Raw genomic sequence first — 24,510 nt, forward strand, 5'->3', positions numbered from 1 at the left:
ACCGGGACGGCCGACGGGCCGGGACGGCCGACGGGCCGGGACGGCCGACGGGCCGGGACGGCCGACGGGCCGGGACGGCCGACGGGCCGGGACGGCCGACGGGCCGGGACGGCGGCTGTGGAAGGGGCCGTGGGCCTGGCCGCTGCGGGTGCAGCCGCCAGGCCCGGCTACTTCTCCGTGACGCCCGCCGAGTCGAACGTGGCGACCTCGTGCATCGCGCGGGCCGCGCTCTGGACCAGCGGGAGGGCGAGCAGCGCGCCCGTGCCCTCGCCGAGGCGGAGGTCCAGGTCGACCAGCGGGCGCAGGCCGAGCTTGTTCAGGGCGGCGACGTGTCCGGGCTCCGCGCTGCGGTGGCCGGCGATGCACGCCGAGAGGGACTCGGGGGCGATGGCCCGGGCCACCAGGGCGGCCGCGCCGGCGCTGACGCCGTCGAGGATCACCGGCGTGCGCAGCGACGCACCGCCGAGGATCATGCCGACGATCGCCGCGTGCTCCAGGCCGCCGATGGCCGAGAGGACGCCGATCGGGTCCGCCGGGTCGGGCTGGTGGAGTTCGAGGGCGCGCCGGACCACGTCGACCTTGCGGGCGTGCGTCTCGTCGTTGATGCCGGTGCCGCGGCCCGTCACCTCCGACGGGTCGGTGCCGGTGAACACGGAGATCAGGGCGGCGGAGACCGTGGTGTTCGCGATGCCCATCTCGCCGGTCAGCAGGGCCTTGTTGCCGGCGGCGACGAGGTCGCGGGCCGTCTCGATGCCGACCTCGATGGCCGCGACCGCTTCCTCGCGGGTCATGGCCGGGCCGGCCGTGAGGTCGGCGGTGCCGGGGCGGACCTTGCGGGGCAGCAGGCCGGTGGTGGGCGGCAGCTCGCCGGCGACGCCGACGTCGATCACGCAGACCTCGGCGCCGACCTGGTTGGCGAACGCGTTGCAGACCGCGCCGCCGCCCAGGAAGTTGGCCACCATCTGCGTGGTGACCTCCTGGGGCCAGGGGGTGACTCCCTGGGCGTGGACGCCGTGGTCGCCCGCGAAGATCGCGACGGCCGCGGGCTCCGGGATCGGCGGCGGGCAGACCCGGGACAGGCCGGCCAGCTGCGCCGAGATGATCTCCAGCATGCCGAGGGCGCCGGCGGGCTTCGTCATGCGCTTCTGGCGCTCCCAGGCCTCGCCCAGCGCCTTCGCGTCGAGCGGGCGGATGCTGGCGACGGTCTCGGAGAGCAGGTCGTGCGGTTCCTCGCCGGGCAGCGCGCGGCGCCCGTACGTCTCCTCGTGCACGACCCACGCCAGCGGCCGGCGCTGCGACCAGCCGGCCTGCGCCAGTTCGGGCTCGTCCGGGAACTCGTCGACGTAGCCGACGCACAGGTAGGCGACGACTTCGAGGTGCTCGGGGAGGCCGAGCTCGCGCACCATCTCGCGCTCGTCGAAGAAGCTGACCCAGCCGACGCCGAGGCCTTCGGCGCGCGCGGCGAGCCAGAGGTTCTCGACGGCGAGGGCGGAGGAGTACGGGGCCATCTGCGGCTGGGTGTGCCGGCCGAGGGTGTGGCGGCCGCCGCGGGTGGGGTCGGCGGTGACGACGATGTTGACCGGGGTGTCGAGGATGGCCTCGATCTTCAGTTCCTTGAACTGCTTCGCCCGGCCCTTGGGCAGCGACTTCGCGTAGGCCTCGCGCTGGCGCTGGGCGAGTTCGTGCATCGCCCGGCGGGTCTCGGCGGAGCGGATGACGACGAAGTCCCAGGGCTGGGAGTGGCCGACGCTGGGCGCGTGGTGGGCGGCTTCGAGGACGCGCAGCAGCACCTCGTGCGGGATCGGGTCGGTGCGGAAGCCGTTGCGGATGTCGCGGCGCTCGCGCATGACGCGCAGCACGGCCTCGCGCTCGGCGTCGGCATAGCCGGGGGCTGCCTCGCCCGGGGACGGCTCAACGAGCCCGTCCTCGGCGGCCTGCTCCTCGGCGGCCTGCTCGTCAGTGGCCTGCCCCTCGGCGGCGGGCTCGGCAGCGGCGGACTGCTCGACCGCCGCGGCCTCGTCGCCCGAACCCTCGGCGGGGGCTGCGGCCGGCTCCTCGGCCGCAGCCGCATCGGTCGCAGCCGCATCCGCGTCCGCAGCAGCGGCGACGGGCTCGGCTCCGGCCTGCTGGGTCACGCCCTCCTCGGGCGCGGGAACGGCCACGGGCTCGGGCTGCGCCGCTGCTTCGGCCTGGACGGGGGCGGCGGGCTCCGCACCAGCGGCAGCATCGGCCGCCACCACGACGGCTTCGGCGGCGGCGGGCTGCACGGCGTCCGCGGGCTGGGCGGGGGCTGCGTCGGCGGGGGCGGCCTCGGCGGGCCCCGCCGGGGCCGCGACCGGGACCTCGGCCCCGGGCTGCTCGGCCGCGGCGACGGGCTCGGCCTGCGACTGCGGCTGCGGCTCGGCCTGGGGCGCCTGCGGGGCCTCGGGGCTCTCGACGGCCTCGGGGGCCACCGGCACCTCGACGGCCTCGGGGGCGGCTGCCTGCTCCGGCGCGGGCACGACGGTGGCCTCGGCCGCCGGTACGGCTTCCGGCGCGGGCGCGGCGACCGCCTCGGCAGCGGGGGTCTGCGGCGCGGCCGCGACGGCGACGTCGTCAGCGGGGGCAGGGACAGCGGCAGGGGCCGGCTCCGCCGCGGCGGCGGGCTGCGGCTGCTCCGCGGGTACGGGCTGCGGCTGCTCGGGCTGGGCCGGAGCCGCGTCGGCGGCGGCCGCCTGCTCGGGCCCGGCGGCGACCACGGGCTGACCGGACTGAGCGGGATCGACGGGCTGGGCGGCAACAACGGGCTGGTCGGCGGCCACAGGCTGACCGGCCTCGACGGGCTGGCCGTCGGCGGCAACAGACTGACCGGCGGCTTCGACCGGCTGGCCGTCGCCCGCGGCAACCTGACCGTTCTCTACGGCCTGGGCCAGCTGGGGCTCGCCCTGAACAGGCGGAACGGGCTGAACAGGCGGAACGGGCTGAGCGGCCTGGACGGGCTGTTCCGGCTGGTCGGTCTGGGGCGCGGACTGGCCGGCCTGGGCGGGAACGACGGCCTCGGCGGCGGCGACCGGCTGCGGCGTCGCGGGGGCCTGCTCGGCCGCCCACGGGGCGCCGGCCTGCGGCGGGATCTCGCCGAGCTGCGGCCCGGCGGGTACGCCGCCTTCCGCGCGCGGCACGTCGAGGTACTCGGGACCGAGGGTCGGCGGCCCGGCCTGGGCCATCGGCACCGGCATCGGCTGCGACGTGGGCATCGGCGTCGGCACCGGGGTCACGGGCGTGCCGGCCGGGGGCGTGGCGGTGGCGACCGGGGCGCCGGGGGCGGCCTGCATCGGCGCCGTCTGGGGCATGGGAGCCATCGGGGCGGCCGGCCCGCGGTCGGCGAGGGAGCGGACGATGCCGGCGCCGTTGGTGGCTTCGGGGACGGGCGGACCCATGTGCAGCGGCCGGCGGGCGTGGGCCGCGGGCGCGACCGGGGGGACGGGGCCCAGCGGGGAGGCCGGGGCGCCCGTGGGCGGCGGCACGAGGCCGCCGAGGTTCAGGGCGCCGGAGTCGCGGCCGCCGGCCTCGTGGGCGCCGAGGCTGTACGCGGCCTCGCCGGCGGCCGGGTCGGGGAAGCCGGGGGCGGGCTGGCCCGGGTCGGGGAAGCCGGGGGCGGTGTGGCCGGGGTCCACGTAGCCGGTCTGCGCCATGGCCTGCGCCTGGGCCTGGGCCATGGCCTGTGCCTGGGGGTCGGCGTAGTCGGCGTACTCGGCGTAGGGCGCGTCGCCGTACGAGGTTTCGACGGGGTAGGCGGGCGCCGGCGGGACGATCTGCGGGTCGCTCCAGGCTCCGCCCTGGCCGTGTCCGCTCGGCATCAGCAGCAGTTCCTCGTCCTCCGGCTCGGCCGGGTTGTCCACGAGGTCCTGGAAGGCGTAGCCCCCCGGGACGGGAGCGGGGACGGAGCCCGGGTGCGGGACCGCAGCGGGAATGCCCTGCTGATCCACCATGCCCGCGTTGCCCGCGTTGTCCGGGAGCCCCTCGCCCGGTACCTGGCCGGTGTCAGTCATGCGTACCCCTCGCCCATCGTGTTGCCTCTTCGATCGCCCGGCGCCCACATGACCCAACGAGCGGAGTTGCCGTGGGACGCGTGCGTCGTGCGTACGCCCCGTGCGACAACCAGTAAGCATTGTCGCGCCCGTTCGCCACCATGGCGGCCATTACCGCCATGGTCTGCTGTGGACTGCGCCACGTCGCGCGTCTTGTCGTGCCGCCGCCCCAGGACGTGCCCGAGACGTTCCGGGGACGTACCCGGGACGTTCCAGGCACCTACCCGAGACGTACCAGGGCAGTACCAGGGCAGTACGACGATCGGCCAGCCTACCGCGGGCTCAGGCCTGGCGGTTCACCGGGCGCTCGGCTGCCAGGAGGAACACGACGGTACGGTCCTGTTCGCTCCAGGAGCGGGTGTCCAGCCCGACGGACTGCAGCAGGGCGCATTCGACGGTGTAGCCGCCCTCGGCCAGGACGCGTCCGATGGCTTCCGCTTCGTCGCGGGTGGAGGCGTGGCTGACGATCCGCTCGGGGCGCCGGTCTGCGACGGCCGCGACGACCGCGGCTCCCCCGCCGCCGACGCGGACGACGTCCGGTTCGGGGAGGTCCTCCAGGACGTGGGGGGCGCGTCCGGCGACGACTTGGAGCTGTACGGCGCGGGCGCGGGCGGCTGCGCCGGCGCGTTCGCAGGCGCGCGGGTCGGCGTCGACGGCGATGACGGCGGCGCCGAAGGCGGCGGCTTCCACGGCGAAAGCGCCGGAGCCGGAGCCGATGTCCCAGACGAGGTCGCCGGTGCGCGGGCCGAGCCGGGCGAGCTGGGCGGCGCGCAGCGGGGCGGATTCCCCTTCGGTGGCGTGGGGCAGGGGGTGGGCCCAGCCGCGTTCGGTGGTGCGGGCGGGGTTCAGGCCGAGCAGCCAGGGCGGGTCAGCGGCGATGGTGCGGCCGCCGATGACGATGACGACGTTGGGGTTGCGCCAGGTGTGGTCGGGGGCCTTGTCGGAGGTGACGACGGTGACCTGTTCGCGGTCGGTGCCGAGTTCCTCGCAGATGACGAAGGTGCGGTGGACGGGGCCGAGGAGCAGGGCGAGTTCGGCGGGGCCGGCGCCGGGCGAGGTGAGGACGGCGACCTTGCCGTGGGCGCGGCAGACGTTGACGGCGCGGCGCAGGGTGCGCGGGTGGGCGACGACGACCTGGGCGTCGTCCCAGGGCATGCCGGCGCGGGCGAAGGCGGCGGCGACCGACGAGACGGCGGGGACGACTTCGACCTCGAGTCCGTGCTCGGGGGCGCGCAGGGTGCGGACGGCGCCGAAGAAGCCGGGGTCGCCGTCGGCGAAGACGACGGCGCTGCCGCGGTGGCGGGCGATGCGGCGGGCGGCGAGGTCGAGGCTGCCGAGGCGGATCCGTTCGGCGGCGGGCGGGACCTCGGGGAGTGCGAGGTGGTGGGCGGCGCCGGCCACGAGGGTGGCGGCGGAGAGCGCGGACCGGGCGGCCGCGGTCAGGGGGGAGCCGTCCCAGCCGATCACCGTGACCCGGTCGGCCATCGTCGTCTGTCTCCTGCTGCGGTGGGGGGCGGGCGAAGTGTCGTCGGGGGGACGGGCAGGTCGAGAGTACCCGGCCGGCGGTTCAGTTCCAGTCGGCGCAGACGCGGTGGCCGCCTGCGTCGGCCCGGTGCACGACGGCGTGTCCGTAGCCCTCCTGGCCGGCGTAGTCGTCGGCGTCCTCCAGGTCCTCGGGGAGGAGGCTCCAGACGATGAGGTCGGTGCGGGTGCCGGCCCAGGTGCCGTCGGTGTTCTGGGCGCGCACTATCCACGCGTTGCGCAGGACGCCCTCGCTGATGCAGCCGATCTTCTGGGCGACCTGCTGGGAGGCGGTGTTGTCGGCGGCGGTGCGGATTTCGAGGCGTTCGAAGCGCTGGTCGTGGAAGAGCCATTGGGCGACGGCGAGTACCGATTCGCTGGCGTAGCCCTCGCCGCGGGCCCAGGGGGCGGTGACGTAGCCGACCTCGGTGGTGCGGGTGCGCCAGTCGGTGTTCTTCAGGTGCACGCTGCCGACGAGGCGCTGGGTGAGGAACTCGGAGACGGCGAAGGCGATGCCGCGGCCTTCGGTGCGCTCGGTGTGGGAGTGGCGGGTGGCCCAGGCGTGGGCGTCGGCGTGGGTGTAGGGGTGGGGCAGGGAGGTCCAGGCGGTGACCTGCTCGTCGTTCATCATCTCGGCGAGCGCGGTGACGTCTTCCAGTTCGAAGGGGCGCAGCACCAGCCGGTCCGTGCTGATGGTGACGTCCGGGAAGGTGGTAGTCATGCGCAGCTCCATGCCTGAGAGGTGGGGCGACCGTGGTGCGGGACCGAGTGTGCGGGGCGCCGTCGTGCGGGCCGTTCAGCCACAGCATGCAGCATCGCCCGACGGATGTGCATGGCCGCCCCTGCCCGGAAGCGGGCAGGCCGCGGCCCCGCGCGCCGGGGAGGGCGTGCGGGGCCGTGTGCACTGGTGGCGCGGGGCGCGCCGGGTGCGGTGGGTACCGCGGGTCAGGAGGTCGGGGTGCCGGCGGCGGGGACGACCGAGCCCTGGTACTTGTCCTCGATGAACTTCTTGACCTCGGGGGAGCCGAGGAGGCGGGCGAGCTTCTCGATCCGCGGGTCCTTCTCGTTGCCGGCCTTGACCGCGAGGAAGTTGGCGTACGGGTTGCCCTCGGCCTTCTCCAGGGCCAGGGCGTCCTTGGCGGGCGAGAGCTTGGCTTCGAGGGCGTAGTTGCCGTTGATGACGGCGGCGTCGACGTCGTTCAGGGCGCGCGGGACGGTGGCGGCCTCCAGCTCCTTGAACTCCAGGCCCTTCTTGTCGGTGATGTCGGACAGCTTGGCGCTGGTGCCGACGCCTTCCTTGAGGGTGATCAGGTTGTTCGCGGCGAGGAGCTGGAGGGCGCGGCCCTCGTTGGTGGTGTCGTTGGGGACGGCGACGGTCTGGCCGGGCTTGAGGTCGGCGAGGGCCTTGACCTTCTTGGAGTAGAGGCCGAGGGGCTCCAGGTGCACGTTCACGACGGGCACGATGTGGGTGCCGTTCTTCTTGTTGAAGTCGTCGAGGTACGGCTTGTGCTGGAAGTAGTTGGCGCCGACCTGGCCCTGCTCGGTGGCGGTGTTGGGCAGGACGTAGTCCGTGAACTCCTTGACCTCCAGCTTGAGGCCTTCCTTGGCCGCGAGCTTGTCCTTGACGAAGTTCAGGATGTCGGCGTGCGGGCTCGGGGAGGCCGCGACGACGAGGGGCTTGGTCTCGTCGGCCTTGCCGTCGCCGCTCGCGGAGGAGGGGTCCGAGGAGCTGCCGCAGGCGGTGAGGCCGAGGGCGAGCGCGGCGGAGGCGGCGGCGATGGCGGTGAGCTTGGTGTTCTTACGCACGAAGAGTGCCTTTCATGTGGTGCAAGTGCGCAGGGGGTGCGCGGGTCTTGCGGGTGGTGGCCCAAGCACGACAAGTGCGGGCTCTGTGGGGTGGGGGGTCGTGGGGGTGAGGGGTGGGGGGCGTGGGGGCCGTGAGGGCCGTGGGGGCCGCGTGGGAGTGGGGGGTGGCGGGTCCCCGGGTGGCGGCCGGGCGGTCAGGCCGTGCGGCCCCGGCGGGCGAGGAGGCGGACCAGGACGTCACCGGCGAGCTGGATCACCGTGACGACGGCGATCAGGATCACGACGGTGGCGATCATGAATCCGGTCTCGAAGCGCTGGAAGCCGTAGGTGACGGCCTTGGAGCCGAGGCCCTCGCCGCCGACCGCGCCGGCCATGGCGGAGTAGCCGACGAGGGTGATCAGGGTGGTGGTGACGCCGGCCACCAGCGAGGGCAGGGCCTGCGGGAGGAGCACCTTGCCGACGATGGTGGGGATGCCGCCGCCCATGGACTCGACGGCTTCGACGAGACCGTGGTCCACCTCGCGGACGGCCGTCTCGACGAGGCGGGCGAAGAAGGGGACGGCGCCGATGGCGAGCGGGACGATCATCGCGGTGGGGCCGATGAAGGTGCCGACGACGGCGGTGGTGACCGGGATCAGGGCGATCAGCAGGATGATGAACGGCAGCGAGCGGCCGATGTTCACGATCACGCCGATGGCCTTGTTGAGCGGCTGGTTCTGCAGGAGGCCGCCCTTGTCCGTGAGGACGAGGAGGATCCCGAGGGGCAGTCCGCCGAGGACGGTGACCAGGGTGGACCACAGGACCATGTAGAGGGTGTCGTACGTGCCCTGGGTGAGCAGGGGCTGCATCTCGGACCAGGTCACTGGGCACCATCCTTGACGAGCTGGGCGAGCTCGGCGTCTACGTCTGTGTCTTCGGCGGCTGCGTCTTCGGCGGCCGCGGCTGCGGCCACGGGGGTGTCGGCGTCGTCGACGACCTCGATCTGGAGGCCCTGCTCGCGCAGGAAGCCCACCGGGACGACGTTGTCCTCGTACCGGCCCGGGAGTTCGATGCGCATGCGACCGATCTGGCGGCCGGCGACGGTGTCCATGGCGGCGCCGAGGATCGAGATGTCGATGTTGTAGGTGCGCGACAGCTGGGAGATGACCGGCTGGGTCGCGGACTCGCCGTGGAAGGTGACGTCGACGACGGTGCGGTCCGGGCCGGTGGCCTCGCCGCTGACCGGGAAGAGTTCGGCGGCGAGTTCGGAGCCGGGGGTGGCGAGCAGTTCGGCGACGGTGCCGGTCTCGACGACCCGGCCCCGCTTCATGAGGGCGGCGGAGTCGCAGATCGTCTTGACGACGTCCATCTCGTGCGTGATGAGCAGGACGGTCAGGCCGAGCTGGCGGTTGAGGTCGCGCAGCAGCTGGAGGATGGAGCGGGTGGTCTCGGGGTCCAGGGCGCTGGTGGCCTCGTCGGAGAGGAGCACCTTGGGGTCGCCGGCGAGGGCGCGGGCGATGCCGACGCGCTGCTTCTGGCCGCCGGAGAGCTGGCCGGGGTAGGCCTTGGCCTTGTCGGCGAGGCCGACGAGGTCGAGGAGTTCGAGGGCCTTGCGGGAACGTTCGCCGCGGGGGTGGCCGAGGATCTCCAGGGGGAGCTCGATGTTGGCCTGGACGGTGCGCGAGGACAGCAGGTTGAAGTGCTGGAAGACCATGCCGATGCGGCTGCGGGCCTCGCGCAGCTCGCGGCCGGCGCGGCGGCCGCGGCCGGCCAGGGCCGTGAGGTCGACCCCGTCCACGGTCACGGTGCCCGAGGTGGGGCGCTCCAGCAGGTTGACGCAGCGGATGAGGGAGGACTTGCCGGCTCCGCTCTGGCCGATGACTCCGAAGACCTCGCCCTCGCGGACGTGGAGGTCGACGCCGTCGAGGGCGGTGACCTCGCGGCCGCGGGACTGGTAGACCTTGGTGAGGCCCGATGTGGTGATCACAGGAATTCCGTCGCTGTCGAGTGCGCGGCGCAGGCTGGTGCCGGCCGGGCACGGGGCAAACATCTGGGGACGCGATACGGGTCGAACCGGAAGTTTTCGGCGGTTTCCACGCATGCGCGGGGCGGGAGCTATCCGTTCCGTTTCCTGCCGCTGCGGTGCAGCGGCGGGCCGGACGGGCTCGGCCGGTCTCGCTTCGGGGCGCGAGACGGGAGGAGAGGGGCCCTCAGAAGGCGCACATTCGACACATACAACGAGCACCGGGCGTCATCGTCGCCTCGGTCGCAAGGGTGCGGCTGCTCGTCGTGGTCATGGGCCCCAGTAAAGCAGACATGCCCCTTCTGCGATCAAAACTGTCCGCATAGCGGACATTATTCGGCCGCATACCGGACGGGCCGGTACATCCCAGCCCCTGCCCGACGCACCGCTCCGACCCGCTGACCTGCACGGATCCTCGGCGTCCCGGACCCGCGGCAGGACCCGCGCCGGGCCCGCCGGCGGGCCGCCCTGTGGTCAAGACCACTGCCGGGGACGGGCGGGGGCCGGGTGCGGGGCACGGGGGCGGGCACGGGGGGGCACGGGGGCGGGCGCAGTGCCCCGGGCGGCCCGTAATACGCTCCCTGCATGCTCGACGCCCTGACGGTCGCCCTCGGCGCGGCCGCCCTCGCCCTCGCCGCCTGGTGCGGCTTCGCCGCGCTGCGGGACCAGCCGACCAAGGACTGGCACTTCATCGGCATGGGCGTGGTGAGCCTGCTGGCCCTCGCCCAGCTGGTGGTCGGCGTGGTCATGCTGGCCTCGGGCGGGAAGCCCGACGAGGGCTCGGTGATCTTCGTGGCCTATCTGCTGGGCGCCTTCGCCGCGGTCCCGGCCGCAGGGCTGCTCTCGCTGACCGAGCGGACCAAATGGGGTTCGGTGACGGTGGCCGCCGGCGCGGTCGTCCTCGCCGTGCTCGAAGTACGGCTCTACGACATCTGGGGGACCCCCGGTGCCTGACACCGACACGACCACCGGGCCGGCCGACGGCGGCGCCCCCGCGGCGCGCAAGCGGCTGGTCTCCGGACCGGGGCTGCTGCTGGTCTGGGTCTACGGCGTGATCACGGTCGGCGCGGTCTCGCGCTCCGTCTACCAGATCTCCACCGAGTTCGACCGGGCGCCGCTGCCGTACACGCTGACCGGTCTGGCCGCCCTGGTCTACTGCTTCATCACGTACTCGCTGGTGCGCGGCGGGGAGACCGCCCGCAGGGCGGCGCGACTGTGCTGCGCCGCCGAGCTCGCCGGCGTGCTGGTCGTGGGGACGTGGACGCTGGTGCGCCCCGAGGCCTTCCCCGACTCCACCGTGTGGTCGCAGTTCGGGATGGGGTACCTGTTCATCCCGGTGGTCCTGCCGGTCACCGGGATGCTCTGGCTGCGCGTCAGGCGCTGACCGCGAAGTCGGCGGCGCCCGCGTCCTTCTCCAGGATCAGCAGCTGCACGCCGTCGCTGGCGGTGCGTCCGCCGACCTGTACGTAGCCGGCGTTGTGGTAGAGGCGCAGGTTGGACTCGCTCTTGTGGCCGGTGTGCAGCCGGAAGCGGGCCGGGGCCCCGTCGCGGGCCGCGAGGGCCTCCTCGACGGCGCGCAGCAGCCGGGCGCCGAGGCCGTGGCCCTGCATGCGGGGGTGCACGCAGAGCTTGGCGATCCGGCCGGTGCCCTCCTCGTCGATGCTGCCGCGCACGGCTCCGACCACCTCGTCGCCGAGCCGGGCGACGAGCACGGTGCCGGACGCGAGCTCCGTCCTGAGGGAGTCCAGGGACTGGGTGAGCGGCTGGATGCGGTAGTTGCCGTACAGCTCGGCCTCGCGCTGGAAGGCCAGGTACTGGAGTTTGAGGATCTGCTCGCCGTCCTCGTCCACCGCCGCCGAAATGGTCACGCTCATGCCCATATGCGCACGCCTCCTGCTCACCTGGTAGCCCGTTGGTCTACCGCTCCCTTCCCCGAAGGCGAGGAGCCGCAACCTCCGCCGCGAGCATTCTGCGCAGACATCCCAGGCAGCGGGAACGGACCGGCCCCAAACTTCCTTGTGAGATACCCAACTCCCCTGCGATTTCACGGTATGTCAAGTCTCTGGGCGAGAGAAGTGCCTGCATCAGCTCCGGACAGCGCCCGGGCAATCGGGCGACCGCCGATCGGAGGGCCCGCTTCTCCTCCCGGTGCAGCAGGGCCTCTTCGGGTGCGGCGCCGGCGTTCCCGGGGCGGCAGCCGTACGGGATCTCCCGGCGGGCGCGCCGCCGGGCGACGCGGGCCTCGGCGCGCACGGCCCGGCGCAGCCAGCGGGCCGGCTCGGCGGGAGCGGGGCCGTGTTCCAGCAGCCTGACCCAGACGGCCTGTTCCAGGTCGGCCGCGTCCACGCCGGTGCCCGGGGCTTCTGCGGCCGCCTCGGCGGAGAGCAGCGGGCCCAGTTCGTTCAGCAGATCGGAGTCCTTCAGCAGGTCCATGCCGGGCGGGACGCGCGGGGCGTGCCGGGCGGTTTCCCCGCCCGGCACAGCTCACCCGAAGGCGGTGTTCCGGTTGTTGGTCGACGCCTGCGGCTAGCGGCCGCGGCCGGGGCGGAAGGCCTCCGCCGCGAGCAGCCCGGTGTCCGGGTTGTCGGTGAAGATGCCGTCGATGCCCTGCTCGAAGTAGGTCCGGAAGGCGCCGAAGGCGTCGCCGTACGCGGCCGGGTCGGTGCCCTTGCGGTACTCGGCGGGCAGGAAGTTGTTCTCGTTGCGCGCGGTGTAGGGGTGCAGCACCAGGCCCTGCGCGTGGGCGTCCTTGACCAGGGTGGTCGGGGTGCCGAGCCGGCCGGCCGCGTCGCGGGGCAGGATCAGGTCCAGGGTGGGGCCGATGCCCTGGGCGAAGCGGGCGATCCACTTCAGCCCCTCGGGCTTGACCAGGTCCGCGACCGTACGGGGGTCCTTGGCCTGTTCGAAGTCCCAGGGGCGGGTGTTCGCGGCCCCGAGCAGGACCACGCGCGGCGCCGACACCAGCCGGCCGAGGCGCTGGATGCTGGACGGTTCGAAGGACTGCAGGAACACCGGGGCGCCCCGGCCGTCGCGGCCGTAGCGGCGCAGGAGCCGGGCGAGCGGCTCCTCCAGGCCGAGGCCGAGGGAGCGGAAGTAGCTGGGGTGCTTGGTCTCGACGTGCAGCCAGACGCGCCTGCCGCGGCGCCTGCCCTCCCGGTCGGCCCAGCGCAGCACCTCCTCGAAGGTGGGCACGTCCCAGCGGCCGTCGTAGAGGGTGCCCCGCTGGCGCAGGGCGGGGATGCGCTCCTTGGCGCGGAGGGTCTTCAGCTCGGCGAGGGTGAAGTCCTCGGTGAACCAGCCGGTGACGGCGACCCCGTCGACGGTCTTGGTGGTCCGCCGGGAGGCGAACTCGGGGTGGTCGGCGACGTCCGTGGTGCCGCCGATCTCGTTCTCGTGACGGCACACCAGGTGGCCGTCGCGCGTGGGCACGAGGTCCTGCTCGACCACGTCGGCGCCCAGGTCGAGGGCGAGGGCGTACGAGCCGAGGGTGTGCTCGGGCCGGTAGCCGCTGGCCCCGCGGTGGCCGATGACCAGCGGGACGGGCAGGTCCTCGTACCCGCCGCCGTGGCGCGCCTGCCCGGCTGCCGCCGCATCCGCGGACCCGCCCGGCTCGGCGGGCTCCGCCGCCTGCGCGGCTCCCGTGCCGAGCCCGGCCATGCCGGTGCCCGCCGCCAGGACGGCCGCCCCCAGGACCGTGCGCCGTGCTGCCCCACCCTGCGTCATGAGTGCCACTCCCGTCGTCTGAGGGCCCCGGCGCCCGGTCCGGCGGTCCGGCGGCCCGGCGGCCCGGATCGGACTGCCGATCGTAGGCAGGAGCCGGTGGCGGACAGGGGGGTACCGGCCGAACATGGCGCGAACGTGCGTCAACACGAGGTTTCGACCTCGTGAACCCGATGTGCGAGCGCACCTGACCCACGAGTATCGTCCTCACCTGCACGACCGCCGTGTCGTGCGAAGCCGCTTCTCGATGCCGGAGGGCTCACGTTGTTCCGTACCGCGCTCATCAAGGCCACTGTCGGACCGGTCATGCGCATGATGTTCCGCACCCGTGTGGAGGGCATCGAGAACATCCCCGGCTCCGGCCCGGTGATCCTGGCAGGCAACCACCTGACCTTCATCGACTCCATGATCATGCCGCTGATGTGCGACCGCACGGTCCACTTCATCGGCAAGGACGAGTACGTGACCGGCAAGGGCATCAAGGGCCGCGCCATGGCATGGTTCTTCACCGGCGCCGGCATGATCCCCGTGGACCGGGACGGTGCCAACGGCGGCGTCGCCGCCCTGATGACCGGCCGCCGGATCCTGGAGGAGGGCAAGATCTTCGGGATCTACCCGGAGGGCACCCGCTCCCCCGACGGCCGTCTCTACCGCGGCCGCACCGGCATCGCCCGCCTGACCCTGATGACCGGCGCCCCCGTGGTCCCGTTCGCGATCGTCGGCACGGACAAGCTCCAGCCCGGCGGCAAGGGCATGCCCCGCCCGGGCCGGGTCACCATCCGCTTCGGCGCGCCGATGGAGTTCTCCCGCTACGAGGGCATGGACCGCGACCGGTACGTGCTGCGCGCCGTCACCGACTCGGTGATGGCCGAGGTCATGCGGCTGTCGGGGCAGGAGTACGTGGACATGTACGCCACGAAGGCGAAGGCCGCCTGACCCCCGCCCGGCCCGCGGGCCCTGCCCGGGGCCGTACCGCGGCCCGGCCCCGGGCCGCGGTACGGCCTACTGCCGCTGGAGCGAGCGGCTGACGCCCGCCGCGGTCGTCGTGGCGAGCACCCAGCCGGTCACGATCAGCAGGTACGACAGCCACTGGCCCCAGCCGCGGGGCGCGAAGGCCTGCTCCTGGCCGAAGCCGATGATCGGCAACAGCAGGTCGAGGGTGTAGAACACCGGGTTGAACTCGGGAGCCTCGCCCGCCTTCAGCGGCGGGGGCGGCCGCAACCCGTACGCGAGCGAGCCCGTCAGCAGCAGGGCCAGCAGCCAGCCCGCCGCGCGCAGCGGCCGGAACCCGTAGCCCACGGTGGCGTCCTGGAGCAGCCCCCACAGGCGGGTGTGCCGGGGCAGGGTGCGCCGGTGCCGGCGCAGCTTGGCGAGCTGCACGGTCCGGGCGGCGGCCTCGTCGCCGGTCGTGCGGTAGGCCGCGGCGAGCTGCTCGTAGGCGTACGGCAGGTAGCCGGACTCCTCGCGCTCCAGGGCGGGCAGCCGCTCCCCGGGCGGCAGGTGCGGGGCGAGGGTGCGGTAGGTCAGGCCGTCGATGCGGATCCGGTCGGGCCAGGTCCCGGGTTCGACGTGCAGCAGGTCGAGGGTGGAGCGGCGCAGGTTCACCGCGCCCTGCACCGGCTCGCAGCGGTTCAGCCAGAGCTCGCCGATGGTGCAGCTGGAGGCGCGCAGGGCGGTCTCGCCGGGGGCGTGGAATCGGGCCCGGGCGAAGTAGGCCTGGCCGGGGATGCGGGAGCCGGTGAGGTTGACCATGCCGCGGGCGTCGAGCCGGTGGGCGCGCAGGTCGGTGCCGACGGTGAGGGTCTCCGCGTGCAGGGCGATGCCGCCGGGGGCGTGGAGGCGGGCGTCGTCGAGCTGGATCTGGCCCTTGACGGTGGCGCCGTTGATGCGGGTCTGGCCGTGCACGGTGAGGCCCATGGCGATGACGTCGGTGCCGATGTCGGCATGGTTGAGCTGGAGCGGGGGCCCGTCCGCCGCCTCGGCGGCGTCGGGGGTGCCGGAGGCGTCGGGGGTGCCGGGATCGCCCGGGGCGTCGGGGGTGCCGGAGGCGTCGGGGGTGCCGATCACGGCCCGTTCGAGGAAGAGCCCGCCGGATATCCGCGCGCCCTGGAGGCGCAGGCGTCCGGTGATGCGGCAGCCGGTGAGCCGGAGGACGAGGTCGACGCGGAGGTTGGCGGCCATCAGACCGGGCAGGACCGAGTCGGACAGGACGAGGGCGCGGAGCTGTGCCCCGTACAGGACGGGGGTGCGTTCGAACCAGCAGGCCTGGAGGCGGATGCCGTGCTCGATGGTCGCGTACATCCAGTCGATCGTGCCGGTGATGCGGGCGCCCTTGACCGTGAGGCCGGAGACCAGACCCTCGGCGGTGCTCCTGCTGAGCAGGAGTGCGGTGAGCACCTCGGCGCGCAGGGTCCGCTCGGGGCCCCGGTCCGCGCCGTCGGCGGCGTCCTCGTCCGGGTGTTCCCGGAAGTCGACGCCCTCGCCGCGCGGGAAGGCCTCCCAGACGCGGCGTTCGGCGGGGGTCAGGTCGTTGATCTCCATCGCGGGGATGGTGCCGCGCACGCCGACGGAGTGTCAACTGCGTGCACGACACCACCCATTGGGGGTACGGATCAGTGGTGGGCGGCGGCGCCCTCCTGCAGCTTCTGCCCCTTGAGCAGGAACCAGGCGGCCACGGCGGTGGTCAGCAGGACCAGGGCGCTGACGCCGGAGGCGTAGTGCAGGCCGTCCACGAAGGCGTCCCGGGCGGAGTCCAGCAGCGCGTGGCCGGTCTGCGGGTCCAGGGCGCCGGAGGTTTCGACGGCGCCGCCCAGCGATTCGTGCGCGGCGTGGGCGAGCGGCACGGGCACCCCGGCGGGGGCGGTGAAGCCCTGGTAGACGCCGGTGACGATGGATCCGAGGAGGGCGATGCCGAGGGCGGCGCCCAGCTCGTACGCGGTCTCGGAGACGGCCGAGGCGGCGCCGGCCTGCTCCTTGGGAACGCTGGAGAGGATCACGTCGGCGGTGACGGTGAAGGAGAAGCCCGCACCGAGGCCGACGACGAGCAGGGACGCGCCGAGCAGCGGGTAGCCGCTGTCCTGCCGGACCAGGGTGAGCGCGCCCAGGGCCAGGCCTATCGCGCCGAGGCCGCCTGCCACGACGGACCGGACGGAGAACCGGCGGGCCCACTGGCCCGCGACCAGTCCGGTGACGACCGCCCCGATGGCGGCGGGCAGTTCGGCGAGGCCGGCCTCCAGCGGCTCGCGGCCCTGGACCAGCTGGAGGAACTGGGACAGGAAGAACAGCAGGCCGGAGAGGCCGAAGACGGTGAGGAGGTCGGCGACGACCGCGCCGGAGAAGCCGCGGTCCTTGAACAGCCGCATGTCGAGCAGCGGCGCTGGCAGCGTGAACTGGCGGCGCACGAACGCGTACAGGGCGCCCGCACCGATCACGACGGCGAGGCCGGCGTCCCAGGTGGGGCCGTGGGTGGCGGCTTCCTTGACGGCGTAGACGACGCCGATGACGCCGACGAGGGAGAGGGCGACGCTGACCAGGTCCCAGGGCCCGGCGACCGGGTTCTTCGACTCGGGCAGGAGCTTGATGCCGACGAGGACCAGGACGATCATCACGGGCAGGTTGATGAGGAAGACTGAGCCCCAGTAGAAGTGCTGGAGCAGCGCCCCGCCGACGACGGGGCCGACGGCCGCGCCCGCGGAGGCGGTGGCGCCCCAGATGCCGATGGCGAGGCTGCGCTCGCGCGGGTCGGTGAAGATGTTCCGGATCAGCGCGAGGGTGGACGGCATGAGGGTCGCGCCGGCCACGCCGAGCAGGGCCCGGGCCACGATCATCATCTCGGGGCTGGTGGCGTAGGCGGTGAGGACGGACACGGCGCCGAACGCGGTCGCACCCGTCAGGAGGAGCTTCTTGCGGCCGATGCGGTCGCCGAGGGAGCCCATGGAGACGAGCAGGCCGGCGATGACGAAGGAGTAGATGTCGCCGATCCAGAGCAGCTGGGTGCCGGACGGTTCGAGGTCTTCGGAGAGGGACGGGGTGGCGAGGCCGAGGACGGTGGCGTCGACGGCGACGAGGAGGACGGCCAGTACCAGCACGGCCAGCGCGAGCCAGCGCCCGCGGCTGCCGCCCGCGCCGGTCTCCACCCCCGTCCGGGGCTTCAGCTGCTCGGTTGCGGTCATGTCCTATCACTCCGTTGCGCGCCACCGAGCAAGAGCTCGATGATCATGTGTTGGAAGTCCTTGGAGGCCACGCGACCGTCCATGACGGCCCAGGCGCAGGTGCCGATGAGCCCGTAGAGGGCCTCGGTGAGCCAGGCGGGGCTCAGGTCGATCCGGATGTCGCCCTCGGCCTGGCCGCGCCGGAACAGTGCGCTGACGCGGGCGTCGAGCCGGGCCCATCCCTCGTTGACCTGGTCGCCTTCGAACAGCTGGTTCTCGGTGACGAGGAAGGCCAGCAGCTCGGCGTTGTCCTCGCTCTCGGCGACGAGCCGACGCAGCGCCTCCGGCGCGGTGCCCTCGTCGAGGCGCGCCCGGTCGAAGGCGTCCTCGAACTCGCGGATGCCGAGTTCCTCCAGGGCCCGTACGAGGGCGTCGCGCCCGGCGAAGTGCCGGTGGAGGGTCGCGCGGCCGATTCCGGCGGCGCGGGCGACCTCGTCCATCGTGGCGGTCGACTTGCGGGAGAGCAGGGCTGCGGCGTCGCGGAGCACCTGGTCACGATCCATGGCCATGAGACAACGATACACCAAATGAGACGTTGGTGTCTCATTTTAATGCGGTGCCCTCCGGCACCGGGGAACGGAAGACTGCACCGATGACGACGAAGCCCCTGCTCCTGATCGACGTGGACGGCCCGCTGAACCCGTACGCGGCACAGGCCGAGCGCCGCCCCGAGGGGTACACCACCCACCGGATGCGGCCGACGGGCTGGTCGCTCTCCGAGAGCCGACGGCCCCTGCGCGTCTGGCTGAACCCCTCGCACGGCGCGGAGCTGCTCGCGCTGGCGGACGCGTACGAGCTGGTCTGGGCGACGACCTGGAAGGACGAGGCGAACGACTGGATAGGCCCGCAGCTCGGCCTGCCGCGGCTGCCCTTCGTCGACTGGCCGCAGATGCACGGCCGGGCGCCGCGCGGGACGTTCTGGAAGACGCAGTACGTGCTGGAGTACGCGGGCGGGCGCGCGTTCGCCTGGATCGACGACGACATCACGGACCTGGACCGCGAGTACGTCGACCAGCGCCACCCCTTCCGGACCCTTTTGATGCGGATCGACGAACGGATCGGGCTGACCCGGCCGGACTTCGACAGGCTCGCCGACTGGGCGGCGTGACGGCGCGGCGGCTTTGACCGTGATCATCGGCCTATCTAGCATGCCCATGCCACTCCCGCCGACCTGCCGCCGACGAAAGCGACCCATGCGCATCCAGCGGATCCTCGCCACGACCGCCGCCCTCACCTGCTTCGCCACCCTCTCCGCATGCAAGGGAGGCGGCCAGGCGGCCCCACCGGGCGCACCCGCCTCCTCCGCCTCGGCCTCCGCCGGCGCGGCCGAGGGCGCGCCCACCGAAGGCCCGCTCGTCAAGGCGCAGCAGTACATGCGCCAGTGGGCCGGGTGCGAGAACCTGAGCGCGAAGGCCGACGACCCGAGGGTTCCGAGCGGCGACTTCCCCAAGGTCGGGCAGTGGTCGGTGACGGAGATCGGCGTCTGCAGCAACACCTCCGAGAAGAGCGACATCGTCATCGCCGTCCCCCGGGACATGAAGGAGTTCCAGGCGGGCTACAAGAAGTACGTCATGGACAGGATCTCCGGCGGCGACGGGGCGTACGGGCTCTTCAGCAACGTCATCGTCGGCAAGGGCTTCGTCGCCTTCCCCACCCTGCCGAAGACCTCCATGGCCCTGGTCCGCTCCGACATGCGCGTCCTCGTCTGCAACCCGAGCGGCAGGACACCGGACGGGTACAAGTTCGAGAAGCCCCTCGTGGAGGGCTGCGGCCTCACCGACTTCGTCTCCGCCGAGGACGGCACGGGCAGCCCGAACTTCGAAATGCCGCAGAACCCCTCCGGAGGGGACGGGAAGCTCGGCCAGCCGAAGAACGGCAGCCTCGGCCTCCCCCGCGCGGGCAGCATCGCCGAACTGCGCAAGCTCGTCGGCAACAGCCTGGACTGCCAGAAGAACTTCTCCACCGATCCCGGGGCGGTGGCCATCGAGTCGATCGACTACCAGCCGGTGATCAAGGGCAACGCGCTGGACTGGGGCGTGACGGGCCGCGCCCTGTGCGGGCAGCCGGCCGGCGAGCGGCGCGCCCACGACCTGAGCTGGCTCGACACCGTCGGGGACATGAAGAAGCTCCAGACCAGGGCCAAGGCCGCGCAGCAGGCCGACCTGAAGGACGACGGCAAGCTGCGGGCGACGGGGAGCCTGCTGCTCGTCGGCGAGAACATCGCGGTCGAGACCAACAGCCCGTCGTCCCGGTTCGGTCTCTACCAGTTGCAGTTCCTCTACCTGAACTGCACGCCCGGCTTCTCCGCCCCGTCCGGGTACCGGCTGGAGAAGTCACAGGTCGAGGGGTGCGTCCTGACCAACTACGAGCCGGACCACCCGCTGCGCTGAGCGGGCTGCGCACCCGCGCGGCGGAGGACGGACGCACCGGAGCGGCACGCGCGACGGAGGGGCGGACGGAGCACCGGGCTCCGTCCGCCCCTCCGGGCTTCCCGCGGCGTGCGGACGTACATGCCCCGGGCCGTGAGGCGTACGGGGGTGCGGGCCGCAGGGCCGCGGGCGTACGGGGGCGGCAGCGTGCGGAGGCGGCTGCCGCGGTCGGGCTACTGCTTGTGCAGGGCCCAGGCGTGCTGGATCACCAGGTCCGCCTTGAGCTCGGTGAGCTGGAGGGCCACCGCCGAGGGGGCGGTGCCGCCGCGGCCGTTGCGCGAGGCCAGCGCGCCGGGGACGTTCAGGACCGTCCGGACCTCGGGCGTCAGGTGCTCGGAGATCTTCCCGAACTGCTCGTCGGTGAGCTCGTCGAGCTCGATGCCGAGCCCCTCGCACTCCTTGACGCACTCGCCGGCCACCTCGTGCGCCACCCGGAACGGCACGCCCTGCTTGACCAGCCACTCCGCGATGTCCGTGGCGAGGGAGAAGCCGGCCGGAGCCAGTTCCTCCATGCGCTCCCGGTTGACGGTGAGCGTCGCCATCATCCCGGTGAAGGCCGGGAGCAGGACCTCGAGGGTGTCGCAGGAGTCGAAGACCGGCTCCTTGTCCTCCTGGAGGTCCCGGTTGTAGGCGAGCGGGAGGGCCTTGAGGGTGGCGAGCAGGCCGGCCAGGTTGCCGATGAGCCGGCCGGACTTGCCGCGCGCCAGCTCGGCGATGTCCGGGTTCTTCTTCTGCGGCATGATCGAGGAGCCGGTGGAGAAGGCGTCGTGCAGGGTCACGAAGGAGAACTCCTTCGTGTTCCAGATGATCACCTCCTCCGCGATCCTGGACAGGTTGATCCCGATCATGGCGGTGATGAAGGCGAACTCGGCGACGAAGTCGCGGGAGGCCGTGCCGTCGATCGAGTTGCCGACCGAGCCGCGCTCGAAGCCGAGGTCGGCGGCGACCGCCTCCGGGTCCAGCCCCAGCGAGGATCCGGCGAGGGCGCCGGATCCGTACGGGGAGACCGCGGTGCGGGTGTCCCACTGGCGCAGCCGCTCGGCGTCCCGGGACAGCGACTGGACGTGGGCGAGCACGTGGTGCGCGAAGAGCACCGGCTGGGCGTGCTGGAGGTGGGTGCGGCCGGGCATGGCCACGTCCGGGTGGGTCTCGGCGAGGCCGACCAGCGCGTCCTGGAGCTCGGCGATCAGGCCGCCGATGATCCGGGCGTGGTCGCGCAGGTACATCCGGAAGAGGGTGGCCACCTGGTCGTTGCGGGACCGGCCGGCGCGCAGCTTGCCGCCGAGCTCGGCACCGAGCCGCTCCAGCAGGCCGCGCTCCAGGGCGGTGTGCACGTCCTCGTCGGCGATGGTGCCGGTGAACGAGCCGTCGGCGACGTCCGCCTCCAGCCGGTCGAGGCCGGCGATCATGCGGTCGAGCTCGTCGGCGGTGAGCAGCCCGGCCTTGTGCAGCACGCGGGCGTGGGCGCGGGAGCCGGCGATGTCGTAGGGGGCGAGGCGCCAGTCGAAGTGGACGGACGCGGAAAGCTTCGCCAGGGCCTCGGCGGGGCCGTCGGCGAACCGGCCGCCCCAGAGCCGGACGTCACCGTTGTTGCTGCTCACTGCTGATGCTCCTCGATCGCTGCATGGCTTCGGGTGGGGAACGGCCTCCCCGCCGCGCAGGTAACGGGGAGGCCGGCCGTCACGGGGTGCCCGCGCCGCGGGCACCGGGGTCAGCCCAGGTCGCGCTTGGCAGCGATCTTCGCGGAGAGGGCGAAGATGTCGATGAAGCCCTGGGCCTTGGACTGGTCGAAGGTGTCGCCGGTGTCGTAGGTGGCGAGGTTGAAGTCGTACAGCGACTCGTCCGACTTCCGGCCGGTGACGACGGCGCGGCCGCCGTGCAGGGTCATCCGGATGTCACCGGTGACGTGCTGGTTGGCCTCGTTGATGAAGCCGTCCAGCGCCCGCTTGAGCGGGGAGAACCACAGGCCGTCGTAGACGAGCTCGCCCCAGCGCTGCTCGACCTGCCGCTTGTAGCGGGCCAGCTCGCGCTCGACGGTGACGTTCTCCAGCTCCTGGTGGGCGGTGATCAGCGCGATCGCACCCGGGGCCTCGTAGACCTCGCGGGACTTGATGCCGACGAGGCGGTCCTCGACCATGTCGATCCGGCCGATGCCCTGGGCGCCGGCCCGCTCGTTGAGCTGCTGGATGGCCTGGAGGACGGTGACGGGCCGGCCGTCGATGGCGACCGGGACGCCCTCCTTGAAGGAGATGACGACCTCGTCGGGCTCGCGCGGGGTGGCCGGGTTGGAGGTGTACTCGTAGATGTCCTCGATCGGCGCGTTCCAGATGTCCTCGAGGAAGCCCGTCTCGACGGCGCGGCCGAAGACGTTCTGGTCGATGGAGTACGGGGACTTCTTGGTGGTGGCGATCGGCAGGTTCTTCGCCTCGCAGAAGGCGATGGCCTTGTCCCGGGTCATCGCGTAGTCGCGGACCGGGGCGATGCACTTGAGGTCGGGGCCGAGGGCCTGGATGCCGGCCTCGAAGCGGACCTGGTCGTTGCCCTTGCCGGTGCAGCCGTGGGCGACGATGCCGGCGCCGTGCTTCTTCGCGGCGGCGACCAGGTGCTTGACGATGGTGGGGCGGGAGAGCGCCGAGACCAGCGGGTAGCGGTCCATGTAGAGGGCGTTCGCCTTGATCGCCGGAAGGCAGTACTCGTCGGCGAACTCGTCCTTGGCGTCCGCGACCTCGGCTTCGACGGCACCGCAGGCGAGCGCGCGCTTGCGGATGACGTCCAGGTCCTCGCCGCCCTGGCCGACGTCCACGGCAACGGCGATGACCTCGGCGCCCGTCTCCTCGGCGATCCAGCCGATGGCGACGGAGGTGTCCAGGCCGCCCGAGTAGGCGAGTACGACGCGCTCGGTCACGGGTTTCTCCTTACGGTGCATTCCAGCGATGGGCATAACTATGCACTGCTCCGTATGTTTCGTCAATCGGCCGGATGGGCGTGCGTCTGACCAGCGGAAATATCGGCGGTGCCTTCCGCCACCCACCGAGTACGCTCCCGCTGCCGGGCGGCGGATCCCGCCACGGCGGGGCACAGGTCGGGCCGGGAGGGCACGTGACGGAGAGACGGGCGTGGGACGCGGAGGCGGGGCGCACCGCGGCGCAGGCGCTGCTGTACGGCGGCGAGGCCCCGGTCGGCGGGGTGCTGCAGAACCGCGGCCCGGAGGCCTGGCTCGCCTTCGACGCGCACGTACGCAGGACACTCGCCGGCCGGACCGGCGCGGGCTGGGCCGGCGCTGCGGGACCGGGCGGACCGGGCGCGGTGGAGCCGGGCGGGCCCGGTTCCGCCGGGCTCAGCGAGCCGGGCGGGCCGGTGCGCCGGCGCCGCGGGCTGCTGCGCCGCACCGCCCGGCCCGTCGGGACACCGCTGGAGGTGCTGCTGTGCCACCCCGACGGCCGGGTGCGGGAGGATGCGCTCGGTGCGGGGCACGCCCCGCTGCCGCTGCCGCTGCCGCTCGTGGTGGTCCGCTGCACCGACCGGGTCCCGCAGGTCCGTGCGCAGGCCCGCCGGGTGCTGGTCAGGGCGCTGGCCGCCGACGCCCGGTACACGGTCTCCACCGGGGTCCCGCTCGTCCTGCGGCTCGCCGGACGGGAGCAGGGAGCCTGGGCGGTCGAGCTGTTCGAAGCCGCCCTGCGGCTCCGGCCGCCGCGCCTCGGACAGTGGTGGGAGGTCGGCCTGCTCACGGGCCCGCCGTCCCGCAAGGAGGCGGACGGGATACTGGCCGGACTGCGCCGCGCGGCGCATCTGCCGACCCGCCGCTTCGCCGCCCGCATCAGCCTCGCCCGTGGTGTCCTGGACCTGCCGGAGCTGGCCCGGCACGCCGGCGCCGAACGCGATCCGGCGACGGCACGGATGTGGACCGACGCCGCCCTCAAGGCACTCGCGGCGGCACGAGCCGGCACCCCGGCGGCCCACGCGGCGATCGACGCACTGCTCGGCAGCCCCCTGCCCGGGGTGCGCGCGGCCGGGGTCACCGCCCTGCGCGCGGCCGGGCGGACCGCCGAGGCCGACCGGTACCTCGCCGACCGCTCCGCCCCGGTCCGGGCCTGCGCGCGGTGGCTCGTCGGCCAGGACGGCGGTGACCCGCACGCCCGCTACCGCCGGCTGGTCACCGACCCGGCCGGCCCGTCCCCGTACGCGGTGGCCGGCCTCGCCGAATGCGGCCGCGCCGACGACGTACCGCTGCTGCGGGAGCTGCTCGGGCACCCCGTCGGCCGGGTGCGCGCCGCCGCGCTGGCCGGACTGCGGCAGTTGGGCGCCGTCCCCGACGACACCGAACTGCTGGCGCTGCTGGACGACCCGGCCCCGTCCGTGGCCCGCGAGGCCTGCCTGGCCCTGCTCCCGGTGGCCGGCCGGCTGGACCCCGGCCCGCTGGTCGCCCGCTGCACCCCGCAGGCAGGCCTGCACGTCCGCCGGGCGGCCTTCCGGGTGTTGCGGGCGCGGGGCGGGATCGAGGTGCTGCGGGCCGCGGTGGCCCTGTCCTCGGACTGGGAACCGAGGCTGCGCGGGGTGGCGCGGGGGACCGTACGCGGCTGGGACTGGCGGCTCGCCCGGTTCGCCGGGCAAGCGGACCCGGCGGAGCTCGCCGCCCTGCTCCGCAGGTCCGCGCACCTGTTCAGCGCGGCAGAGCTGGCGGACCGACGGGCCCACCTGCGGTAGGCCGAATGAAATCCCGTTCCCCGGGAAGGCGTTCGGCCCGGGACAATGGC

The 24,510-nt window shown here is 73.5% G+C and carries 20 protein-coding genes; 6 read left to right on the forward strand and 14 right to left on the reverse strand.

The genetic code is table 11. The features are described from left to right. Window positions 1–167 precede the first annotated feature (167 nt). From cobT to ACZ4VL_RS18370, 6 genes are all read right to left on the reverse strand, one after another. Window positions 168–4,028, reverse strand: a complete 3,861-nt coding sequence (cobT, locus tag ACZ4VL_RS18345) for a nicotinate-nucleotide--dimethylbenzimidazole phosphoribosyltransferase (RefSeq protein WP_468200724.1) — start codon at window positions 4,026–4,028, stop codon at window positions 168–170. 321 nt (window positions 4,029–4,349) lie between these two features. Beyond that, window positions 4,350–5,552: a precorrin-6y C5,15-methyltransferase (decarboxylating) subunit CbiE gene (gene cbiE / locus ACZ4VL_RS18350; RefSeq protein ID WP_468200726.1), complete on the reverse strand. Its 1,203-nt coding sequence runs from the start codon at window positions 5,550–5,552 to the stop codon at window positions 4,350–4,352. Window positions 5,553–5,634: 82 nt separating this feature from the next. Continuing rightward, window positions 5,635–6,309, reverse strand: a complete 675-nt coding sequence (locus ACZ4VL_RS18355) for a GNAT family N-acetyltransferase (RefSeq protein WP_468200729.1) — start codon at window positions 6,307–6,309, stop codon at window positions 5,635–5,637. Window positions 6,310–6,533: 224 nt separating this feature from the next. Beyond that, complete coding sequence (locus tag ACZ4VL_RS18360) at window positions 6,534–7,394, reverse strand: MetQ/NlpA family ABC transporter substrate-binding protein (RefSeq protein ID WP_468200731.1); 861 nt, start codon at window positions 7,392–7,394, stop codon at window positions 6,534–6,536. 194 nt (window positions 7,395–7,588) lie between these two features. Next, window positions 7,589–8,257 (reverse strand): methionine ABC transporter permease, encoded by a 669-nt coding sequence (locus ACZ4VL_RS18365; RefSeq protein ID WP_468200734.1) that lies wholly within the window; start codon window positions 8,255–8,257, stop codon window positions 7,589–7,591. Beyond that, window positions 8,254–9,360 (reverse strand): methionine ABC transporter ATP-binding protein, encoded by a 1,107-nt coding sequence (locus tag ACZ4VL_RS18370; protein ID WP_468200736.1) that lies wholly within the window; start codon window positions 9,358–9,360, stop codon window positions 8,254–8,256. Before ACZ4VL_RS18370 ends, ACZ4VL_RS18365 begins: the two co-directional genes overlap by 4 nt. A 621-nt stretch (window positions 9,361–9,981) precedes the next feature. On the opposite strand from ACZ4VL_RS18370, the gene ACZ4VL_RS18375 reads away from it, so the two are divergent. Together ACZ4VL_RS18375 and ACZ4VL_RS18380 are read left to right on the forward strand one after the other, a co-directional pair. Further along, window positions 9,982–10,350: a hypothetical protein gene (locus tag ACZ4VL_RS18375; RefSeq protein WP_468200738.1), complete on the forward strand. Its 369-nt coding sequence runs from the start codon at window positions 9,982–9,984 to the stop codon at window positions 10,348–10,350. Beyond that, window positions 10,343–10,780, forward strand: a complete 438-nt coding sequence (locus tag ACZ4VL_RS18380) for a hypothetical protein (protein WP_468200741.1) — start codon at window positions 10,343–10,345, stop codon at window positions 10,778–10,780. The genes ACZ4VL_RS18375 and ACZ4VL_RS18380 overlap by 8 nt, the downstream gene beginning before the upstream one ends. On the opposite strand, the gene ACZ4VL_RS18385 is transcribed toward ACZ4VL_RS18380, so the two are convergent. The 3 genes from ACZ4VL_RS18385 to ACZ4VL_RS18395 all read right to left on the reverse strand — a co-directional run bounded on the left by ACZ4VL_RS18385 (window position 10,770) and on the right by ACZ4VL_RS18395 (window position 13,119). Next, on the reverse strand, window positions 10,770–11,276 hold the full coding sequence (locus tag ACZ4VL_RS18385; RefSeq protein ID WP_468200744.1) for a GNAT family N-acetyltransferase: 507 nt from the start codon (window positions 11,274–11,276) through the stop codon (window positions 10,770–10,772). The two genes, ACZ4VL_RS18380 and ACZ4VL_RS18385, sit on opposite strands and share 11 nt — an antisense overlap. 37 nt (window positions 11,277–11,313) lie before the next feature. Next, the gene (locus tag ACZ4VL_RS18390) at window positions 11,314–11,829 is read right to left on the reverse strand and encodes a sigma-70 RNA polymerase sigma factor region 4 domain-containing protein (RefSeq protein WP_404241475.1); all 516 of its coding nucleotides are present in this window, start codon (window positions 11,827–11,829) and stop codon (window positions 11,314–11,316) included. A gap of 93 nt (window positions 11,830–11,922) precedes the next feature. Continuing rightward, window positions 11,923–13,119: a glycerophosphodiester phosphodiesterase gene (locus ACZ4VL_RS18395; protein WP_468200747.1), complete on the reverse strand. Its 1,197-nt coding sequence runs from the start codon at window positions 13,117–13,119 to the stop codon at window positions 11,923–11,925. A 303-nt stretch (window positions 13,120–13,422) separates the two neighbouring features. Between ACZ4VL_RS18395 and ACZ4VL_RS18400 the strand changes: the two genes are divergently transcribed. Next, complete coding sequence (locus ACZ4VL_RS18400) at window positions 13,423–14,052, forward strand: lysophospholipid acyltransferase family protein (RefSeq protein ID WP_468200750.1); 630 nt, start codon at window positions 13,423–13,425, stop codon at window positions 14,050–14,052. Window positions 14,053–14,118: 66 nt separating this feature from the next. Here ACZ4VL_RS18400 and ACZ4VL_RS18405 read toward each other — a convergent pair whose 3' ends face one another. From ACZ4VL_RS18405 to ACZ4VL_RS18415, 3 genes are all read right to left on the reverse strand, one after another. Then, window positions 14,119–15,657, reverse strand: a complete 1,539-nt coding sequence (locus ACZ4VL_RS18405) for a membrane-associated oxidoreductase (protein WP_468200815.1) — start codon at window positions 15,655–15,657, stop codon at window positions 14,119–14,121. Between the two features lie 71 nt (window positions 15,658–15,728). Next, window positions 15,729–17,288 carry an MFS transporter gene (locus ACZ4VL_RS18410; RefSeq protein ID WP_468200752.1) on the reverse strand — a complete coding sequence of 520 codons (1,560 nt, stop codon included), beginning with the start codon at window positions 17,286–17,288 and terminating at the stop codon, window positions 15,729–15,731. Continuing rightward, window positions 17,285–17,836 carry a TetR/AcrR family transcriptional regulator gene (locus ACZ4VL_RS18415; protein ID WP_468200754.1) on the reverse strand — a complete coding sequence of 184 codons (552 nt, stop codon included), beginning with the start codon at window positions 17,834–17,836 and terminating at the stop codon, window positions 17,285–17,287. Before ACZ4VL_RS18415 ends, ACZ4VL_RS18410 begins: the two co-directional genes overlap by 4 nt. A gap of 83 nt (window positions 17,837–17,919) precedes the next feature. Here ACZ4VL_RS18415 and ACZ4VL_RS18420 point away from each other — a divergent pair, with 83 nt between their 5' ends. Continuing rightward, window positions 17,920–18,435: an HAD domain-containing protein gene (locus tag ACZ4VL_RS18420; RefSeq protein ID WP_468200756.1), complete on the forward strand. Its 516-nt coding sequence runs from the start codon at window positions 17,920–17,922 to the stop codon at window positions 18,433–18,435. An 85-nt stretch (window positions 18,436–18,520) separates the two neighbouring features. Then, on the forward strand, window positions 18,521–19,717 hold the full coding sequence (locus ACZ4VL_RS18425; protein ID WP_468200758.1) for a hypothetical protein: 1,197 nt from the start codon (window positions 18,521–18,523) through the stop codon (window positions 19,715–19,717). A gap of 212 nt (window positions 19,718–19,929) precedes the next feature. Here the strand turns inward: ACZ4VL_RS18425 and argH are convergent, their stop codons facing one another. Beyond that, window positions 19,930–21,357, reverse strand: coding sequence for an argininosuccinate lyase (argH, locus tag ACZ4VL_RS18430; RefSeq protein ID WP_468200760.1), 1,428 nt, complete (start codon window positions 21,355–21,357; stop codon window positions 19,930–19,932). Between the two features lie 110 nt (window positions 21,358–21,467). Beyond that, window positions 21,468–22,661, reverse strand: a complete 1,194-nt coding sequence (locus ACZ4VL_RS18435; protein WP_468200763.1) for an argininosuccinate synthase — start codon at window positions 22,659–22,661, stop codon at window positions 21,468–21,470. A 194-nt stretch (window positions 22,662–22,855) separates the two neighbouring features. On the opposite strand from ACZ4VL_RS18435, the gene ACZ4VL_RS18440 reads away from it, so the two are divergent. Next, window positions 22,856–24,460 (forward strand): HEAT repeat domain-containing protein, encoded by a 1,605-nt coding sequence (locus ACZ4VL_RS18440; protein ID WP_468200765.1) that lies wholly within the window; start codon window positions 22,856–22,858, stop codon window positions 24,458–24,460. Window positions 24,461–24,510: the final 50 nt, after the last annotated feature.

It is taken from the genome of Streptomyces sp. NPDC029014 (assembly GCF_055564695.1).

Bases quoted from the DNA above. Each gene is read 5' to 3' on its own strand.
- cobT (WP_468200724.1), bottom strand. From the start codon at position 4,028: ATGACTGACACCGGCCAGGTACCGGGCGAGGGGCTCCCGGACAACGCG.
- cbiE (WP_468200726.1), bottom strand. From the start codon at position 5,552: ATGGCCGACCGGGTCACGGTGATCGGCTGGGACGGCTCCCCCCTGACC.
- ACZ4VL_RS18355 (WP_468200729.1), bottom strand. From the start codon at position 6,309: ATGACTACCACCTTCCCGGACGTCACCATCAGCACGGACCGGCTGGTG.
- ACZ4VL_RS18375 (WP_468200738.1), top strand. From the start codon at position 9,982: ATGCTCGACGCCCTGACGGTCGCCCTCGGCGCGGCCGCCCTCGCCCTC.
- ACZ4VL_RS18385 (WP_468200744.1), bottom strand. From the start codon at position 11,276: ATGGGCATGAGCGTGACCATTTCGGCGGCGGTGGACGAGGACGGCGAG.
- ACZ4VL_RS18390 (WP_404241475.1), bottom strand. From the start codon at position 11,829: ATGGACCTGCTGAAGGACTCCGATCTGCTGAACGAACTGGGCCCGCTG.
- ACZ4VL_RS18395 (WP_468200747.1), bottom strand. From the start codon at position 13,119: ATGACGCAGGGTGGGGCAGCACGGCGCACGGTCCTGGGGGCGGCCGTC.
- ACZ4VL_RS18400 (WP_468200750.1), top strand. From the start codon at position 13,423: ATGCGCATGATGTTCCGCACCCGTGTGGAGGGCATCGAGAACATCCCC.
- ACZ4VL_RS18405 (WP_468200815.1), bottom strand. From the start codon at position 15,657: ATGGAGATCAACGACCTGACCCCCGCCGAACGCCGCGTCTGGGAGGCC.
- ACZ4VL_RS18410 (WP_468200752.1), bottom strand. From the start codon at position 17,288: ATGACCGCAACCGAGCAGCTGAAGCCCCGGACGGGGGTGGAGACCGGC.
- ACZ4VL_RS18415 (WP_468200754.1), bottom strand. From the start codon at position 17,836: ATGGCCATGGATCGTGACCAGGTGCTCCGCGACGCCGCAGCCCTGCTC.
- ACZ4VL_RS18420 (WP_468200756.1), top strand. From the start codon at position 17,920: ATGACGACGAAGCCCCTGCTCCTGATCGACGTGGACGGCCCGCTGAAC.
- ACZ4VL_RS18425 (WP_468200758.1), top strand. From the start codon at position 18,521: ATGCGCATCCAGCGGATCCTCGCCACGACCGCCGCCCTCACCTGCTTC.